The organism is Gracilimonas sediminicola (assembly GCF_024320785.1).
Taxonomy (GTDB): Bacteria; Bacteroidota; Rhodothermia; order Balneolales; family Balneolaceae; genus Gracilimonas; species Gracilimonas sediminicola.
The window spans coordinates 1599042-1613088 of record NZ_JANDBC010000001.1; the positions used below are offsets into that span (position 1 = coordinate 1599042).

Annotated in this window: 18 protein-coding genes; 3 read left to right on the top strand and 15 right to left on the bottom strand. The window is 44.8% G+C overall.

The window, feature by feature from the left end; genetic code table 11:
* Nucleotides 1-86: 86 nt before the first annotated feature.
* From NM125_RS07260 to NM125_RS07315, 12 genes are all read right to left on the bottom strand, one after another.
* The gene (locus NM125_RS07260) at nt 87-1160 is read right to left on the bottom strand and encodes a serine hydrolase domain-containing protein (protein ID WP_255134241.1); all 1074 of its coding nucleotides are present in this window, start codon (nt 1158-1160) and stop codon (nt 87-89) included.
* Nucleotides 1161-1205: 45 nt separating this feature from the next.
* Complete coding sequence (locus NM125_RS07265) at nt 1206-2504, bottom strand: amidohydrolase (RefSeq protein ID WP_255134242.1); 1299 nt, start codon at nt 2502-2504, stop codon at nt 1206-1208.
* 109 nt (nt 2505-2613) lie between these two features.
* Nucleotides 2614-3012 carry a hypothetical protein gene (locus NM125_RS07270; RefSeq protein WP_255134243.1) on the bottom strand — a complete coding sequence of 133 codons (399 nt, stop codon included), beginning with the start codon at nt 3010-3012 and terminating at the stop codon, nt 2614-2616.
* Between the two features lie 28 nt (nt 3013-3040).
* Nucleotides 3041-4336 carry a DUF4900 domain-containing protein gene (locus NM125_RS07275; RefSeq protein ID WP_255134244.1) on the bottom strand — a complete coding sequence of 432 codons (1296 nt, stop codon included), beginning with the start codon at nt 4334-4336 and terminating at the stop codon, nt 3041-3043.
* A gap of 12 nt (nt 4337-4348) precedes the next feature.
* A complete protein-coding gene (locus NM125_RS07280; protein ID WP_255134245.1) occupies nt 4349-4948 on the bottom strand; it encodes a hypothetical protein in 600 nt (199 codons plus the stop codon).
* Nucleotides 4945-5373, bottom strand: a complete 429-nt coding sequence (locus NM125_RS07285; protein ID WP_255134246.1) for a hypothetical protein — start codon at nt 5371-5373, stop codon at nt 4945-4947. Before NM125_RS07285 ends, NM125_RS07280 begins: the two co-directional genes overlap by 4 nt.
* An 87-nt stretch (nt 5374-5460) precedes the next feature.
* Nucleotides 5461-6108, bottom strand: a complete 648-nt coding sequence (locus NM125_RS07290; RefSeq protein ID WP_255134247.1) for an NAD(P)H-binding protein — start codon at nt 6106-6108, stop codon at nt 5461-5463.
* Nucleotides 6105-7040, bottom strand: a complete 936-nt coding sequence (locus tag NM125_RS07295; protein ID WP_255134248.1) for a M23 family metallopeptidase — start codon at nt 7038-7040, stop codon at nt 6105-6107. Before NM125_RS07295 ends, NM125_RS07290 begins: the two co-directional genes overlap by 4 nt.
* A gap of 84 nt (nt 7041-7124) precedes the next feature.
* Nucleotides 7125-8333: a serine hydrolase domain-containing protein gene (locus NM125_RS07300; protein ID WP_255134249.1), complete on the bottom strand. Its 1209-nt coding sequence runs from the start codon at nt 8331-8333 to the stop codon at nt 7125-7127.
* 93 nt (nt 8334-8426) lie between these two features.
* Entirely contained in the window at nt 8427-8732 is a 306-nt protein-coding gene (locus NM125_RS07305) for an ArsR/SmtB family transcription factor (protein WP_255134250.1), read from the bottom strand.
* A 120-nt stretch (nt 8733-8852) separates the two neighbouring features.
* Entirely contained in the window at nt 8853-9224 is a 372-nt protein-coding gene (locus NM125_RS07310; RefSeq protein WP_255134251.1) for a DUF8817 family protein, read from the bottom strand.
* On the bottom strand, nt 9221-10153 hold the full coding sequence (locus tag NM125_RS07315) for an MBL fold metallo-hydrolase (protein ID WP_255134252.1): 933 nt from the start codon (nt 10151-10153) through the stop codon (nt 9221-9223). The genes NM125_RS07310 and NM125_RS07315 overlap by 4 nt, the downstream gene beginning before the upstream one ends.
* Nucleotides 10154-10379: 226 nt before the next feature.
* Between NM125_RS07315 and NM125_RS07320 the strand changes: the two genes are divergently transcribed.
* Entirely contained in the window at nt 10380-10727 is a 348-nt protein-coding gene (locus NM125_RS07320) for a hypothetical protein (RefSeq protein ID WP_255134253.1), read from the top strand.
* A gap of 67 nt (nt 10728-10794) precedes the next feature.
* Nucleotides 10795-11211 (top strand): CC0125/CC1285 family lipoprotein, encoded by a 417-nt coding sequence (locus NM125_RS07325; RefSeq protein WP_255134254.1) that lies wholly within the window; start codon nt 10795-10797, stop codon nt 11209-11211.
* A gap of 11 nt (nt 11212-11222) precedes the next feature.
* Here NM125_RS07325 and NM125_RS07330 read toward each other — a convergent pair whose 3' ends face one another.
* Nucleotides 11223-11651, bottom strand: a complete 429-nt coding sequence (locus tag NM125_RS07330) for a nuclear transport factor 2 family protein (protein WP_255134255.1) — start codon at nt 11649-11651, stop codon at nt 11223-11225.
* A gap of 174 nt (nt 11652-11825) precedes the next feature.
* Between NM125_RS07330 and NM125_RS07335 the strand changes: the two genes are divergently transcribed.
* Nucleotides 11826-13010, top strand: coding sequence for an MFS transporter (locus tag NM125_RS07335; protein ID WP_255134256.1), 1185 nt, complete (start codon nt 11826-11828; stop codon nt 13008-13010).
* A gap of 156 nt (nt 13011-13166) precedes the next feature.
* Here the strand turns inward: NM125_RS07335 and NM125_RS07340 are convergent, their stop codons facing one another.
* Nucleotides 13167-13556: a PIN domain-containing protein gene (locus NM125_RS07340; protein ID WP_255134257.1), complete on the bottom strand. Its 390-nt coding sequence runs from the start codon at nt 13554-13556 to the stop codon at nt 13167-13169.
* Nucleotides 13556-13750: a type II toxin-antitoxin system VapB family antitoxin gene (locus NM125_RS07345; RefSeq protein ID WP_255134258.1), complete on the bottom strand. Its 195-nt coding sequence runs from the start codon at nt 13748-13750 to the stop codon at nt 13556-13558. The genes NM125_RS07340 and NM125_RS07345 overlap by 1 nt, the downstream gene beginning before the upstream one ends.
* Nucleotides 13751-14047 lie beyond the last annotated feature (297 nt).

Consider the following 14047-nt stretch of genomic DNA (forward strand, 5'->3'; position numbering starts at 1 on the left):
GATCTTTACTTAGTGCCAACGCCAACTATAATAAAGATCAGTTCACACTTTTTCTTATGTAAATGCTTACATCAGGAAATACCGGTCTATTCAATAAAAATTTTAGCCAGCTCATTTCGCAGTTCATTCATTGGCGCACTTGATCGGTTAATGGCAAAGGCGATGATAACCTCATTCTCCAGATGCATCAGAAACATGGTGCTTCCGCCTACAGATCCTCCGCTGTGTCCCTTCCATTCTGTGCCGTCAATTTTCATGGTTGCCCAGCCAATACCGTAGTTAGTGGATTCGCCATCATCGGTTTCAAGCGGCTTCATCAAGCGATCTTTTGTTTTCTTATTCAGAAAGTCGGTAGAGAGGTGAGCTTCCCCAAACTTGATCATATCTTCGGTTGTGGAGAGGAATCCTCCGCCGGCCCATTTGTAACTGTTGTCCACATAGGGGGCTTCTTTGTTTTCTCCGTCTTCATTGATATAGAATTTGGTTCTTGCAGGAATGTCCCGGTAGGCGTAATCGGGCATGGTGTTATTCATTCCCAGGGGTTGAAAAACTTCGGTTTCCATGAAAGGAATGAATTCTTCACCCGAAGCGCCTTCAACAGCAGCGCTTACCAAATTCCATCCATAGCTGGAATAGGAATAAGAGGAGCCGGGTTCAAACAAAAGGGTGTCTTCCTTAAAAATTTCGAGTCCGGCCGTAACGGTGTTATACCGCACGGTACTCATAAATTCATTATCGCGATAATGTCTAACCCCAGCCAGGTGCCCGGCCACTTCTTCAACGGTAAAGTCGTATTTCTTTTCAGGAAATTCCGGTACGTAGGTGTGAATCGATTCATCCAGATCCATTTTTCCCAGCTGGTACAGTAACCCGACGGCAGCGGCGGTATAAGTTTTGGATACGCTGCCTACCCGAAACAAGGTGCCGTCAGGGTCGACCGGCGTTTGGGTGGAAAGATCCGAATAGCCAAAGCCGCGTGACCAAATAATTTCTCCATCCCGGTACACACTTACGCTCATCCCGGGGATGTTATAGTGCCGATAGTAAGACTCAACGAGTTTTTCGGCTTCGGCAATGTCGTCCTGAACGGCCACTTCCTGCCCAAAGGCAGTCAGGGTTAGGAAAGAAAACAGAATCAGAAAACTAAATCGCTTTTGCATAGGTAGTTGGAATTGGTTTTTGATTTATTCAGCTATGTTAACAGTTTACATTCCGGCGGAATTCATATAATCAATCACCAGATTGCTCATCGCCCGAACACCTAATTTCATCCCGCTTTCATCAATGTAGAAATCCGGGGTGTGATGCCCGGAAGCCTCCCGGTTGGGATCTTTTCCGCCAATAAAAAAGTATAGGCCGGGCACTTCCTTCTGGAAAAAGGAGAAATCCTCTGCTCCGGTGATGGCATCCATAATCATTGCATTTTCTTCTCCGGCTACTTCTTCAATAGTGGGAGCCATCATGGCCGTTAATTCCGGGTCGTTGTATGTGATCGGGTATCCCTTGTGGATCGTCAGGGTTGCTTCGGCCCCGTTGCTTTCTGCCGTATTTTGGACGATGGTTTCCAGTCGCTTAAAAATAAGCTGACGCATGTCTTCATCCAGGGCGCGAATGGTTCCTTCAAGATGAATGCTTTCCGGGATGATGTTGTGACGAACACCTCCCTCAATAACGCCAAAAGTAACAACAGCCGCTTGTTTGGTGAGTTCCATATTCCGGCTCACAATGGTTTGGGCATTATTGATGATTTGAGCGGCCGTCACAATCGGGTCGACTCCATTCCATGGAGCTGAGCCGTGAGCTTGCTTCCCTTTAATATCGAGGCTGAAGCTGTTCACGCTGGCCATAATTCCTTCGGGACGGTAGCGAATAGTTCCAACCGGGGTGGCATCATTAATATGTAACCCAAAGATTACATCTACATCCGGGTTTTGGAGAACGCCCTCTTTAACCATCAGCTCGCCACCGCCTTCTTCTCCCTGAGGCGCCCCTTCTTCTGCGGGTTGAAAAATAAACTTAATGGTTCCCTTCAGGTCGTCTTTCATTTCCGTGAGTATTTTAGCCACTCCCATCAGGATGGCCATGTGGGTATCGTGACCGCAAGCGTGCATTACGCCAACTTCTTTACCCTGATACATCCCGGTCGCTGTTGATTTAAAGGGAACATCGGTGCGTTCGGTGACGGGGAGGGCGTCCATGTCGGCCCGTAAAGCGATGACCGGCCCGGGCTTGCCGCCTTCCAAAAGTGCAACTACTCCGGTATGGGCTATTTCGGTTTCCACTTCTAAGCCCAGCTCATTCAGGTATTCAGCAATGTAGGCAGCCGTTTCAAATTCACGGTTAGAAAGCTCCGGGTTTTCGTGGAAGTGCCGGCGCCAGTCTATGACCTGCTGTTCAATTTCATCAGCCCGCTCATCGATAATTTTTTTTAGGTCGGCTGTGGATTGGGCAAAACTGCTTAGGGTGAAAAGTGAAACGAAAATCAGGGAGAGTACTTTTTTCATACGAATAATGGACTTGTTTATAATGTATCCGATTGTAACCATTACCCGTCACTTTCAAAAATAAAAAACCCTCGGGAAGAGGGTTTTAATGGATACAAAGAAAAGTGCGCTACCAGGCAGTTGCCCCAAATTGTATGGGCGGCAGAATCATGTCGTTACCTGATAATCTGAGTGAGCGCGGCCGTGGCTCCTCATATTTTTTTGATTGTGTATCAAGAACAAAATTATAGGATATCTGATCTCCATCCAGGTAGCGTTTGAATGTTACCTCGGCGGTAAAAATGCTGTCGATGGGTTCCTCATCCCGAAGATAAATTTCATTGATCTCATTCAGGGGTCGCACATCCCCAACAAGAATTACTTTATCTGTTGAAGGGATGAAGAGGCTGTCCTGCAGAGCTCTTTTCATATCAAGATTGAAGGTGACGGTAGTTTGAGCAGCTGCTGATACATAACCAGTGATGGTGAGCAGCAGAATAACGGTGAATTTGATGATGAATTTATACATGGAAGTAGGTTTTATTAGATAAGAGGGTTCAGTTTTTAACAATTACGCGGTCTTTCCAGGAAAGAATGGAGAACACACTTTCACGTGGGAAATACGGAGGGATTGAGTACCGGAGCCGGGTGTCATACTCATAGTTTTTTGAAAATCCGGTGTCTCCGAAAAATCCACCGAAAGTGCCAACCGGTCCCCTGTTCTTTTGAATGATGCCGCCCAGTAAGTTTATTTTTCCGCGATAGCCTCCCGAGCTGTAATTTTCAACCCGGAACGAAGTACCCATCGCCATGATGGAAGCGTGAAGGTTTACATCAGCGGAGCCCTTATAGGTATGAGCGTCTTTGTCGAGAATCACATCTTTTTCACTCACCAGTCCAAGCAGGTCAGCAGACACCTCATTGTTTCGCGGGTCGTCGTAATATTCCAGATCGCCCATAATTTCAATGTCGTCTTCTGAGTGCAGGGTTAACGGACCGGAAACAGTGCCTTTGACCGATGCTTTTTTGGTAGTGGAAATAATTCCGTTGTGTTCGGTTGCATCATATTCCTCAGCCGGCAGCCAAACTTCGGCAGCCTCATCATATTCGGAAATAGAAACGGAGCCGTCATCCTGAAAAGTCACGTCAATTTGATTGGTAAAAGTTAAGCCGGTTGCCGTGGCGGCACTTTTCAGGTCATTAATCTGAGTTTGGGTGGGTAAAGGGCGTTCCGGGGAGTTAAAATCAGTAGTACTCCGGAAGTCAGGGTTATCGCCAAACAAATTTCGGCTTTCCCAGTTGTTCGGGCTCGAAACATGTCCATAAAAAGTAGGTGTTCCCGACATTCTGAATGTACCATTCGTGTGAATGGGGCCGGAAATGACATCCGAGGAGTAGAAGTAAATTTCTGAGTTACCCAGCAGGCTGCTTCGCTCTTCATCAGAGAAATAGGAATATTTGGAATAAGAATCCCGGCGCATCATCACCTCAATAACGGCGGTGTAATTTTCATAGGTGGCTTCGCTGTACAGCAGCACTTTATACTCGTCCCAGCCGCCTTGGCCTACCGATATTCCTTCGGGATAGGAGGAGCTTTCTGAATCGTAAAGTTCGAGGGAGGCCGTGCCCGGAAGTGCGCTTACATCCGAAATCTCTCCATCCCATTCATTATCGATGGTGATTTTTTCTATGGCCATCTTGATCATACTGACGGCCGAATTTTTGGCTTGAGCCTCGCTGATGTTCTGCGCAGATTTCTGCGGCAACATCATAGCCCGGCGATTATTTGAGTTTGTAATAACGCCGGTGATAATCATAAATCCGGCCACTAAAATTAACATAGATCGTCCCATAACAGCAGGTTCTTAAAAAGTTAAATTGTTTGGCACAATAGTTCGGTTCCACACCGAGCGGTAAAATTTTTCAGCCCCTTTGGTGCTGACGTAATAGGAGTTTTTTGACTCGTGGACCAGCTCAATGGAAACCTGTTTCACAAGCTCGGGGTCGTTGGTTTCGCTCCCGTTGGCATCGAGGTATTTAAATTCCAGGTGAGTGACGTAGAAGGTTAGGTCTTCACTGTCTCCGCCAAAAAAGGGATCGGGGTCAAAGGTGCGGGTCAGGATATAGTCGTTCGGGTTGTCTGTGGAAGTAGCTTTGTTTGAAGTCAGGTTCCACTCCACGGTGTTGTAGTCAGCAACGGTTCCGCTTCCGTCTTCATCATAAATATCGCCCTTAAATTTGAACTCGCCATCTTTCATGGTAAGGATATTGTCAGCCGTGCCGGTGTTGTAGCCCAGGCGGTTGATATCATTCTGAAGTATTTCAACAATAGTATCGAAGGAATTTTCAGTAATAACCCCGGTGGTGGTTTCAACAGCTGAGTTGAAAACAAAATTATTGAAGGCCAGCAAAGTGAGCAGAAACAGGCCGCCGATTACGAAGCTTGTGAAGATATTCAAATTCATTTTTCAAAGGATTTAATGAATAAGAGAGTAGCTTCAGACTTATAGTCTTTAACGGTGTTGGTTACCGTTACGGTAACCAGGTATCGGTTGAGCAGCGGGTCGGGTTCCTGAATAAGTTCGGAAGTTGCCTCTACCCGAAAGGTTTCTTCGTACTGGTTATCTGAACCATAAACATTGGTTTTGTTTTTGGGATAATCAGCGAACATATAGTCACTGTTTCCTTCTTTTAGATAATCCTCTTTGTCGCGGCTCAGCAGTTTAACCTGTTCAATTTCATCCTGGGCGAGGGCAATAGATCTGTTTTCAGTACCCGCGGTAACCATGCTTTCGGAAGCAGCCAAAAAGCTTTTGGAAATATTGGTGGACATCAAAGAAAAAAGCAGCATGGCTGCCATCAGGTAAATAATATCGGAATAGTCGGTCATAAGTATAGCTTCATTTTGTTTGGCTATACATACGATGATGGTTTTGTGGGGGATTGCCCGGAAATGATTAGTTTTTCTTAATGTATGCTACAGGTAAAAAATCTCGTCCAGCTCAAAGATATGATATCCCTTGGGGCATTTATGCAGCGAGTTGATCATCCCTTCAGCCACCTTTCCTGCAAAGATAGGCCGGTACTTTTTGAGTCCAGGAATTTTGGTGAAGAGTTTTCCCATAAAAATGCCAATAGCCTCTCCCAATCTGTTTTCACTTCGGTCGCCATCCAGGAAAGAAGGCCGAAGAATGGTGATAACCTCAAAAGGCAGTTCTTTCACGGCCTCATCCAGTTCGCCCTTAAGCTTAGTATAAAATGCGCGGGACTGAGCATTTGCTCCCGCCGAGGAAACCAATGAAAACTTATCTACGCCGTTTTCAGCTGCCGCTTTAGCTGTTTCATATTGATAGGTGAAGTCGATGGTGTATTGCTTTTCCTGGCTGCCGGCTTTTTTGATGGTAGTACCCAATGCAGAATACAGCTCGTCTCCGATTAGCCGGTGTTTCCATTCCTCCATGTTATCGAAATCAACAACATGCTCTTCCAGCTTGGAATGCTCAACGCCTGTACTTCGCCGGTGAAACACTTTCACGGTTTCGTAGCGATCATCTTCCAAAAGCTGTTTCAAAATATGAGAACCTACCAGACCGGTAGCACCAATAACGATCGCTGTTTTATTCATCTGTTTCTTTTCTTCCACCTTCGTCGTTCAAACCATCCCATTTCCTGGGTGATGATATCTACCGGATGTACGGCCCTGTAAATATGATCGGGCTTAAGTTTAGCGTTTTTTTCAACCGAAGTACGAAACAGGGGAACGGCATAATTCCAGTACTTATCGTCAGAACCGCTCCTGTAATCATCGTTCTTGTAGGCAAGGGTAAACCGGAAACCGATTTCAGTTTCGTCTTCTTTCGACGCTACAATCCCGATCGGATCTCCTGCAACTACCTCATCTCCTTTTTGCACAAGAATGCCGCCTTTCTTTAAGTGAGAGTAGGAACCGAAGGTGCAGTCTTCATGGACAATTTGCACATAGTTATAATTTGAAGTGAAATAATTCTCTGTCTCAGAGTCATCGTTGTCAACTTCAATATCAGTGATAACTCCGCCCCTGCTTGCATAAACGGTGTCTCCGGCTTCGGCCCTGAAACCGAGCGCATAGAAATCATCGGGGGTTTCTTTATCAAACAATTCGCCAATATGGCTGAGCCCGAATATTTCAGTGGCTTTCCCTTCAGCAACAGGGAGTAAATACTCCAGATCATCCGGTTCTGTATCCAGGCATCCGATATTATAAGAGTAGGTGTATGAAAACCTTACATAAGAATCAGACAATCCTGATTTTTTGATCTCAAGAAGGCGTGTCTTTCCAAAGCGCGCTGTTTTTTTATAGGGATTTGGATTGGGAGGCATGGCGTTACTTACCGACGAGAAATCAAGGTTTACGGTATATGGAGTCAGCGACTTGTTCTTAGCATAAAAAGTGGGCTCACCTTCATCGTTATACTCCACTTCGATGGTAATAGGCAAGTCCGCATATTGAGCGAAGACATTGGAAAAGGTAAGCGCAAAAAAAAGGAGAACTAAACCGCTGAACTTAGATGCAGGCATGGGTACAATTAAATGATCTTATTAAAATTTACCTGAGTAGGGTAATTAATTTAAAAATAAGAAGGTAGTGCTAATTAAGATTAATCATTCAACAGCTTCTAACACACGTTTTACAACCCCATCCATAGCGCTTCCTTTAATCCATCGTGCGACAATAACCAGATCATTTTCCTGATCTACATAGACCATGTTTGTGCCGGCGCCAAGGTGAAAGAAAGCGGTAGTTGGGGCACTGGTAAGCCGGTCTTTATTCACATTTAAGAACCAGTTCATAAAGCCATAATTAGAATTGGCTTCGGTAGGAGTTTGGGCCATTTTATTCCATTCTTCAGAAATAATCTGTTCATCTTTCCATCGGCCGTTCCTTAACGTTAACAGTCCAAACCGGGCCTGGTCTCGGGCGCTGATAAACATGCCTCCGCCCCAATGCCCTCCACCGCTTACGGCTTGCATTTGTTGTCCGTCAATAATTACCCATGAGTTTTCATATCCCATCCAGCGCCAGGTAGGAGATGCTCCGATTTTATCCATAACCTCTTCACGAAGCACTTTAGGTAGCGGCTCTCTTAGCACATTCATTGCGGCAAGAGCCAGCAGGTTTACGCGAACGTCATTATATTCCCATTCGGTTCCGGGTTCATGCCGCTCGCGGGTCATCCACTCCGAACGGTCGCCGGAAGGTCGGTCGGCCCAGTCAGGTTTACCCCACAGGGTTCCTTCCCAATCAGAAGTTTGACGTAACAGGTGGTTCCAGGTGATTTTGGAGTTATGTTCTCCTTTGAATGGTTCAAACACTTTTGGCTCTTTAAGCCGGTCGGCTTTGTTTTGGTTGTTATCCCATTCCATGAAGTAAATCGGAGCCATGTAAGCATTCACTTTGTCGTTTACATCCCGGATTAAGCCGCGATCATAGGCAACCCCAACGGTGGTGGTGAGGAAGCTTTTGGTGACGCTGTGCGTCATATCAACCCGGAACGGTTCGCCCCACTCTGCAATAATATATCCGTCTTTCACAATAATTCCGGTTTGTTCGCCGCGGTCTTTAAACGGCCCGATTCCATCCCCAAAAGGTTCACGAGCAAAAGTGCCGTAGTGATTTTCTTCCATGCTGCGGGGATTGTCGGTCTCTTCGGCTTGGGCATATTCAATGGCTGCCTGAATTTTCTTCGCATTCATGCCTACTTTTTCCGGTGATTTTTTCTCCCAATCACCCCAGCTTCCGGGATAATAGCTTTGAGCTTGCAGGGGTGAAGTGGAGACAAAGAACAGGACAAACAGTAATAACCGGCGCATAGATTTCTATTGAGTTAGATAATGATCGAATCTACAAAAATGATTTCTAATCCAAAGTTAAAGTCTCTTTGCAGCGGGGACAGTCAATTATGGCTATGAGTCGCTGATCTTCTTTCTCCAGAAGTCGGTAAAGAAACTAAGCCATCGCTGTACCTCCAGAAACCCATCGGTGTGTAAAGAACAGTGACGTTCCCTTCCCTTATTTGTGATAGTGATAAAGCCGTTATCGTGAAGGATATTTACATGCTTGGAAATGGCGGGTCTGCTGACCTCAAAATTTTCGGCTAAAGAGTTTATCGTATGTGTTTCCCGGGTTAGCATTTCAAGAATTTTTCTTCGACTTGGGTCGGCTATTACCTGGAAAACATCTAAATCCGGAATATTCATAAGTATTCCCATTGGGTGTTAAAGGCTGTTTATGGAATAAAAGGTAACTCAAAAGTTACTTTAATATATATGTAACTTATAAATTACACAAAATTAAAGTCGGTTTTAAATCCTCAGGTTGGTAGCTGGTAATTAATCCAGGTCCTGAACAAAGATAATTGCATTATGAGCCGGGGAGTAGAAGCCAAATTCATTGGTTCCCCATGGAGTGTTATCTCTTCGCTTGATGTCGAAGCCTTGTTCTCTGAACTCTGACTCCAGAGCATCTAAATCATTTACCCAAATTTTGATTTGTTGGGCGGCATCTTTCGCAGGCATGTCCTTTTCAAATTGAAACTGAAGATGGACATTCTGCCCATCCCGGTGAAGAACGGCATAGTCTAATTTATCGGAATAATTGAGAGAATCGTAAACGTTTTTAAATCCCAGCCGCTCAAAAAATTCAATTTCGGCTTTCAGGTCATTGGCAGGAAGAACCGGAGATATATTCAGAAAGTTTTTCATAGCCGGATGGTTAATCCTTCTGAAGCTACTTTGAACCCCAGCTTTTCCATTTTCCTGCGCTCAGGGCTATCCAGAATAAGCGGATTGGTATGGTTAAAATGAATGAACATGACTTTGGCTTTTTCGGATGCGGGCAGGTCTTTGAAAAGCTCAATGCTTTCCTCTACATATGGATGAGGGATTTCACTCATATCCCGGCCGGGTAGTTCTGCCGCATCATAGAAAGTACCATCAAGAAGAGCCAGATCAACCCGGCCAATTTCTTCGATGATGTCCCTTTCCCAAATATGCCATTTATTAATATCCGGAATGAAAAGCACATCCTTATTTGGGGAACTGATTCTATAGCCCACCGTTTCCGAGTATTCATCCCGATGAGGAACTAAAAACGGGGTAACAGACAGATGTGGCGTTAGTTGGATGGTAGAATCAGAACGGAGTACTTGCAAGGAGATATTACCCATGGTAAACAGTTGGCTCCATGGCCCGTTGGTTTCCAGATAGGATTTCATCCGTGGCATGGCATAAACCGGTACTTCTGATGCACCCATTACCTCATGACCGAGATACATCAACCCCGTATAGTGACCAATGTGTGCATGAGTTAAAAACACCCCGGAAAGATCGTCATTGCGGGAAGTTTTTTTAAGCTGATGCAATTGGGCGGTGAAATCAGGAGCGGCTTCAAACATCCAGTTTTGACCGGTGGATTGGTCGGTTAATCCCAGACTTACAACATGCCGTTTCTTTACCTCTCCATCCCAAAATTGTTGGCAATGCACTTTTTGGCAATCAGACTGCGGGAAACCGGCATCCTGTGCAATGCCCAAAATGGTGATGAACTGTCCAGTCTGTTCTGTTTCATCAGGAGTGGACTTTTCGGTGCACCCGGAAATAAAAAGCAGGGATAAAAGTAAATATCTGATCATGAAGGAATGAAGCAAAAAGAGGGGTGAATTCAAAGCAACCTTTCAGCGTCCGTAGGTCTTGGAAGCGTTGCGGTGTTTGCAAAGGGATAGAGAGCTGTAATCAGCCATCGAGCGCTCCAAGGACCCTCGGACGCTTGGAGGTTCTTGAGAGTAGCTGAAAAAAATGAAAGTTTTCAGAAATAATTACTACACTCCCACAGTCATTTTTTGATATAATCGGATCCTTATGCTGCTGACCATTCTTATTCTTATAACGGCCTTTCTGCTGAATCTCTTTTTGCCCTGGTGGAGTATCGCCATACCGGGGCTTGTGTTTGGCTGGTGGTTTAATGAAAAGGCAGGTCCGTCTTTTGTATTTGGTTTCGTGGCGCTGTTCATTCTTTGGGGCGGGCAGGCTCTATACGTTCACTTTGCCAACGATGCCATACTTTCAACCCGTATTGCCGAAATGCTCCAGGTTGGCTCACCGTTGGTTGTGGTTCTGATCACCGGGGTGTTAGGAGGATTGGTAAGTGGCTTGGCAACCTTGACTGGTGCTTTGGTTCAGAATAAACCCCGGCAATTCAATTCCTGATCGCATGTACATGTAATTTCATCAAACCCTGAAAAGCGATATCTCTACTTGAAAAAAGAGGTGCCCGATGCAATTACGATTTATTTTCCTATCCCTTATTCTTCTCACTTTATTTATAGCCGGATGTGCTACATCTTATCACCCTGAAAACTGGCGAGGCTATGGTTTTACCGAGAAGCAGCTTTCCGAGCAAAGCTATTTGGTTTCCTTTAGCGGAAACTCCCGCACTTCGCCAACTGATGTGCAGCACATGTTACTCCGTCGCTGTGCAGAACTCACCATACAGAATGGCTTCAGTTATTTTTTAATTCTGGACAAAGACTCGGATAAAAAATCTGAGATTTCATACAGTGAAATTTCGGAGGAGTACGATCACAGCGAATCATTCACGAAATCCGTTCAGATCTATATGGCTCACGAAAAGGAAATCAGTCCCGAGGGACGCCCAAAAGCAATTAATGCCGGTATTTACCTTCGGGATTAATCGTCAGAAGATTATTCCTTGTTACCATAAAAAGGACGGCCGGTATAGGTTTTATGGATGATTTTCCAGCCCTCTTTTAACTTCAGGAGCAGGAAGTAATCGGTATATACACCACGATTCGGCATCACAATTTCAACTTTAGCGGTTGCTGCATCGTTTTCATGATCGATGGAAATAATCCGGCCAATGCGGTTGCTTTTTCGTCCTTCCCGGAATCCCGAAATATAATCCTGGCCATCCCAAACCCTGAGGCTGTCGTCACCAATCACGGTATATAAATTAAAGTCGGGATGAAAAGCCTTATGCAAGCGGTCCGGTTCTCCGTTGGCAGTTCCTTCTATATAATCAGTTAGGGTTTCCTGGATGAGTTCTAATTCTGTTTGAGCGAAAGCGGTAAAGCTGATAAATGAGCAGATTAATAACAGGCTAAGTTTTTTCATGGCGAATTGAGGTTAGTACATGATTAGGTAAATCTTTACATCAAGAACGACCTACGGACAGAGGCATTAATGGTTTCGGGTTGGCGACTAGGGGATTTTGTACAAATACTAATCTTGATGCTCTTTATAAAATACCTTTTGTCAATTTCAGCCGCCTTTCGTTTCTTTGCAGCCATGGATAAAAAGATCCCTGCCCACATACTTCCTGTAATTGTACTGGCCCAGTTTGCCGGCACTTCACTCTGGTTTGCGGGTAATGCCGTGGTGGATGAGTTGATCCTTACGTTGGCCCTCCCGGAATTATTTGTGGGATATATAACTATGGCGGTACAGGCGGGGTTTATTGCCGGAACACTGCTCTTTGCTTTCTTAAATATTGCAGACCGGTTTTCGCCGGTGAGAGTGTTTCTATTTTGTGCTCTTGGGGGATCTGCAGCTAACCTGTTGGTGATGGGATCAGCATCGGGGTTGGGTATAATCGCTGCCCGTTTTGTAACCGGATTCTTTTTAGCCGGCATCTATCCGGTGGGGATGAAAATAGCTTCTGATTGGCATAAAGAGGGGTTGGGAAAGGCGCTGGGTTACCTGGTTGGAGCCCTGGTTGTGGGAACAGCATTTCCTCATCTTCTGAAATTTATGGGCGGAGAGCTCCCTTGGCGCTATGTGATTGCAGGCACCTCGGTAATAGCTTCAGGCGGTGGATTGCTTTTGTTCTTTACCGTGCCCGAAGGACCGAACAGAACGCCATCGGCAGGGTTTAAATTTGATGCCGGCGCCATCCTGAAACTGTTCAGGAATACGAATTTCAGGTCGGCCGCTTTCGGGTATTTTGGTCACATGTGGGAGCTATATACTTTCTGGGCGTTTGTACCGGTAATGCTTGCATGGTATGCCTTACAAAATAATCAGCCGGATCTTTCAGTTTCATTCTGGAGCTTTGTGATTATAGGGGTTGGTGGTATCAGCTGTGCCATAGGAGGGTATTGGTCGCTAAAGAAAAGCAGTAAGTGGGTATCAAAAATTTCATTAGCCGGCTCGGGGCTGTGTTGTCTGCTCATTCCTTTCTCCTTCAACCTTCCTCTCGCATTATTCCTGGTGGTACTTATCACTTGGGGAGTATTCGTAATTCCTGACAGCCCCCAGTTTTCAACAATGGTGGCCCGGTCTTCAGAGTCCTCCTATGTAGCTACGGGCTTGACGATTGTAAACAGTCTGGGTTTTGCAATTACTATCGTTAGTATTCAACTGGTAAACCTGAGCTGGTCGGCTACCGATAGCCCGTATGTTTTTTGGCTGATGGCATTCGGCCCGTTAATGGGATATTGGGCGATAAGTGCTTACAAAGGGACGGAAAACTGAACAACCATGCCTAATTTCTTTTCGGGGCTGATTGACATATTCAGTATGGGAATTGCGGATTAAACGGATTAGGTAATTTTGAATGAATAATCCGTGTAAATCCAGACATCCGCTTAATCAGTGATTCAGGTTTTTGCCGCAAGAAGCGGGATATATTTATTGGGGAAATAGATCAAAATTCAGGTGGTTTTGCAACAGCTTGAAGTGCTTGTCTAAGCTAAAAAGCGATAGTTTTTCTTCTATTACTTGCTGCATGATCATCAAATCAGGGATACCCACTTTGTTAACACCCCTCTCAAGGTTCATAAGCTGATACCTGCGAATAATTTCCCAGTCGATTTTTAAAGGTATCATTTCGATAGCTTCCAACCCTTCCAAAACCTCACTTTCTCCCTGTTTTAGTAATTCCGGTGCCAATTCTGTTAGTATAATCTCATTAATGCAGACCAGATTTTCTTCAATCAAACGATCAAGTGCCGGAATATTTCCAGATTTGAAATATTCAATCCAAACCGAGCTGTCCACAAGCACCATGTATTTTGACATTATTCACGATCCCTCAGTGTATCCAGGTTGATATTAAGGTTGATGGTGCCTTTGTGTGAAATCAGCCGCTTCCTTTTTTCGTGATCAATTTGCTGCTGCAGGGCATCACGGATAAGCTGACTTTTGGTTTTAGCACCCGTCACCTTCATGGCTTCTTCCATCAGTTTTTCAGGTATTTCTAACGTTGTTCTCATAATATTCTATGTAGTTATACATAATAATATATGCATAATACTTTTTCAGTTCATAAATAGCAAAGCAACTTATGAGAATTCTACACCGAGGCTTTTTCGGATTAAGGGATTTCGCTGATTTCTTTGGACTAATCTGCGTTAATCTAAAAATCTGGTTAATCAGCGTTTCAATTACTATGTGGCTGAAGAAGTGAAGCATATATGTACCCAAAAATTATTACCAATTAACCTAAAAAACCGGAAACTTGCTCTAGCCAACGAAATATTGATTAAAACACAGAATCAAAATTGAATCCA

Excerpts from the sequence above, each read along its gene's own strand:
- NM125_RS07260 (WP_255134241.1), bottom strand. The coding sequence starts at position 1,160 with ATGCAAAAGCGATTTAGTTTTCTGATTCTGTTTTCTTTCCTAACCCTG.
- NM125_RS07265 (WP_255134242.1), bottom strand. The coding sequence starts at position 2,504 with ATGAAAAAAGTACTCTCCCTGATTTTCGTTTCACTTTTCACCCTAAGC.
- NM125_RS07270 (WP_255134243.1), bottom strand. The coding sequence starts at position 3,012 with ATGTATAAATTCATCATCAAATTCACCGTTATTCTGCTGCTCACCATC.
- NM125_RS07275 (WP_255134244.1), bottom strand. The coding sequence starts at position 4,336 with ATGGGACGATCTATGTTAATTTTAGTGGCCGGATTTATGATTATCACC.
- NM125_RS07280 (WP_255134245.1), bottom strand. The coding sequence starts at position 4,948 with ATGAATTTGAATATCTTCACAAGCTTCGTAATCGGCGGCCTGTTTCTG.
- NM125_RS07285 (WP_255134246.1), bottom strand. The coding sequence starts at position 5,373 with ATGACCGACTATTCCGATATTATTTACCTGATGGCAGCCATGCTGCTT.
- NM125_RS07290 (WP_255134247.1), bottom strand. The coding sequence starts at position 6,108 with ATGAATAAAACAGCGATCGTTATTGGTGCTACCGGTCTGGTAGGTTCT.
- NM125_RS07295 (WP_255134248.1), bottom strand. The coding sequence starts at position 7,040 with ATGCCTGCATCTAAGTTCAGCGGTTTAGTTCTCCTTTTTTTTGCGCTT.
- NM125_RS07300 (WP_255134249.1), bottom strand. The coding sequence starts at position 8,333 with ATGCGCCGGTTATTACTGTTTGTCCTGTTCTTTGTCTCCACTTCACCC.
- NM125_RS07305 (WP_255134250.1), bottom strand. The coding sequence starts at position 8,732 with ATGGGAATACTTATGAATATTCCGGATTTAGATGTTTTCCAGGTAATA.
- NM125_RS07310 (WP_255134251.1), bottom strand. The coding sequence starts at position 9,224 with ATGAAAAACTTTCTGAATATATCTCCGGTTCTTCCTGCCAATGACCTG.
- NM125_RS07315 (WP_255134252.1), bottom strand. The coding sequence starts at position 10,153 with ATGATCAGATATTTACTTTTATCCCTGCTTTTTATTTCCGGGTGCACC.
- NM125_RS07320 (WP_255134253.1), top strand. The coding sequence starts at position 10,380 with ATGCTGCTGACCATTCTTATTCTTATAACGGCCTTTCTGCTGAATCTC.
- NM125_RS07325 (WP_255134254.1), top strand. The coding sequence starts at position 10,795 with ATGCAATTACGATTTATTTTCCTATCCCTTATTCTTCTCACTTTATTT.
- NM125_RS07330 (WP_255134255.1), bottom strand. The coding sequence starts at position 11,651 with ATGAAAAAACTTAGCCTGTTATTAATCTGCTCATTTATCAGCTTTACC.
- NM125_RS07335 (WP_255134256.1), top strand. The coding sequence starts at position 11,826 with ATGGATAAAAAGATCCCTGCCCACATACTTCCTGTAATTGTACTGGCC.
- NM125_RS07340 (WP_255134257.1), bottom strand. The coding sequence starts at position 13,556 with ATGTCAAAATACATGGTGCTTGTGGACAGCTCGGTTTGGATTGAATAT.
- NM125_RS07345 (WP_255134258.1), bottom strand. The coding sequence starts at position 13,750 with ATGAGAACAACGTTAGAAATACCTGAAAAACTGATGGAAGAAGCCATG.